This window comes from Devosia sp. (assembly GCF_034675085.1).
GTDB lineage: Bacteria > Pseudomonadota > Alphaproteobacteria > Rhizobiales > Devosiaceae > Devosia.
In genome coordinates this window covers 1-2,133 of record NZ_JAUCDN010000436.1, presented here as the reverse complement: position 1 = coordinate 2,133, position 2,133 = coordinate 1, and the positions used below count along the sequence as shown (strand labels likewise).

The following is a 2,133-nucleotide window of genomic DNA, read 5'->3' as shown; positions in this document are numbered from 1 at the left end:
GGGCACATCGGTGTAATAGTCGGGGCCACCGCGCCCGCCGGCCTTGAACGGGGCCGCAGCCGAAAGAATGGGTAATCCCTCCCATTCGGTGCCCTTCATCATCTGCTCGATATACCAGGTCTGGGCCTGGCTCACGATCTGCACGGAGGGATCGTCCGCCACCAGCGCGAAATAGGAGTGCAGGGGTGCGGCCGTCTCGCCCACCGGACGGCGGATATAGTCCAGGGTTGCTTCGTGGTCGGCCTTGGCGGCGGCCACCACCCCGGCATTGTCCTCGACGCGCGGCACGACCTTGCCGTCGACGCGATCGAAGATCGGGCGGGCTTCGGAGGTGTGCGAGACGATGGACCATTTGCCGTCCGCATCCTGCTCGAGCAGCAGGTCGATCAGGCCCATATGGCTGCCCCAGAAACCGGGCATCACCGCCGGCTTGCCGTTAAGAGTGCCGGCATCGTTGTCGACGCCCTCGATATCGACATAGTCGGTGCCGGGGAAGACGAGATGGTGATGGCCGGTCAGCACCACGTCGATGCCATCGACGGCGGCCAGTTGCAGCGAGGCGTTCTCGGCGCCCGGCCCCTGATCGGGCGCGATGCCGGAATGGGAGAGGGCCACGACGATATCGGCGCCTTCCTCACGGATTTTAGGGGCATAGGCCGTGGCCGTCTCGACGATGTCGCGCACCACCACCTTGCCGGCGAGATGGCTGGCGTCCCAGGTCAGGATCTGGGGCGGCAGGAAGCCAATAATGCCGATCTTGACCGTGCGGGTGCCGCCGGCGCCATCGGTCAGTTCCTTCTCGATGATGCGATAGGGCGGCAGATAGGTTTCGTCGTCCAGCGGATTTTCGGCGAGCGTGGTGCCGCGCACCAGATTGGCCGACACCACCGGGTAATTGGCCCCTTCGAGCGCCCGGTCGAGATAGTCGAGGCCATAGTTGAATTCGTGATTGCCCAGGGTGCCGCCTTCGTAGCCCAGCGTGTTCATGGCCGCCACGATGGGGTGGATATCGCCCTGGTTGAGGCCGCGCTCATAGGCATAATAGTCGCCCATGGGATTGCCCTGGATGACGTCGCCATTGTCCAGCAGCATGGAATTGCCGGCTTCGGCGCGAATAGCCTCGATCACCGAGGCGGTGCGCGCCAGGCCCATGGTGTCGTTGGGGCCATCGGCGTAATAATCATAGGCGAAGACGGCGACATGCAGGTCGGTGGTTTCGAGCAGCCGCAAATGGGCCTGGTTCGATTGGGCCTGCGCGGCAAAGGGGTGCATGGCGACCATGGCCCCTACGCTGGCCGAGCCGACCAGAAAGCTGCGGCGCGATATCCTGGGCAAGAAATTCATCGAAATATCTCCCTTGAGCGTTATGGCTTCGGATGCGGAGGCTTGGCCGTCCCCGAACCCGGGCACCGATATGCCCTTCCTCGGCTCCAACGCGTGGAGCATTATTGTTTTATTGCCGCCCCAAGCTGACGCCCTGATGACGGAACGAGGACGCTAGGAGCTTTTTACCGACTGGTCAATTTATGACAGTTCGATGACAGCCGGAGCCGCGGAACCGATTTGCGCGGCCCCGGCTGGTTGATAGGATCGGGGCGGTTTCTGGAGATTGATTTATGAAGTGGCGTGGACGCGAGCAGAGCTCCAACATCGAGGATCGGCGCGGGCAGGGCGGCGGCTTTGGCGGGATGGGCGGCAGCCCCTTCGGGCGGAGCGGGGGCATCCGCATTCCCACCGGCGGGCGCGGCTCGCGCGGCGGGGTGGGCAGCCTTATCGGGATCGTGGTGGTGCTGGGGATCATCTGGATGGTCACCGGCTCCAACCCCATCGACGTGCTGACCGGGGGAAGCGGCGGCGCCACCACGGCCAGCTCGTCCAGCAGCCTGCCCACCAGCGGCAACCAGGATGACCTGCGCAGCTTCGTCGGCGTGGTGGTCAAGGAGACCGAGGATTTGTGGAGCGGGGTCTTCAGCGCCTCGGGCCAGAACTACCCCGAGCCCAAGGTGGTGCTGTTCTCCAATGCCATCAACACCGCCTGCGGCGCCGCCGATTCGAGCGTGGGGCCGTTCTATTGTCCCGGCGACAGCAAGGTCTATATCGACCTCAGCTTCTACGACCAGTTGCGCGACCAGT

2 protein-coding genes are annotated in these 2,133 nt (G+C 64.2%); one reads left to right on the top strand and one right to left on the bottom strand.

The features are described 5' to 3' along the window. Positions 1 to 1,344 (bottom strand): bifunctional 2',3'-cyclic-nucleotide 2'-phosphodiesterase/3'-nucleotidase (locus VDP82_RS17425; protein ID WP_323016083.1); only part of this gene is annotated, 1,344 nt, incomplete at its 3' end. 272 nt (positions 1,345 to 1,616) lie between these two features. Between VDP82_RS17425 and VDP82_RS17420 the strand changes: the two genes are divergently transcribed. Then, positions 1,617 to 2,133: neutral zinc metallopeptidase (locus tag VDP82_RS17420; RefSeq protein WP_323016082.1), on the top strand; the 517-nt coding region annotated here is incomplete at its 3' end.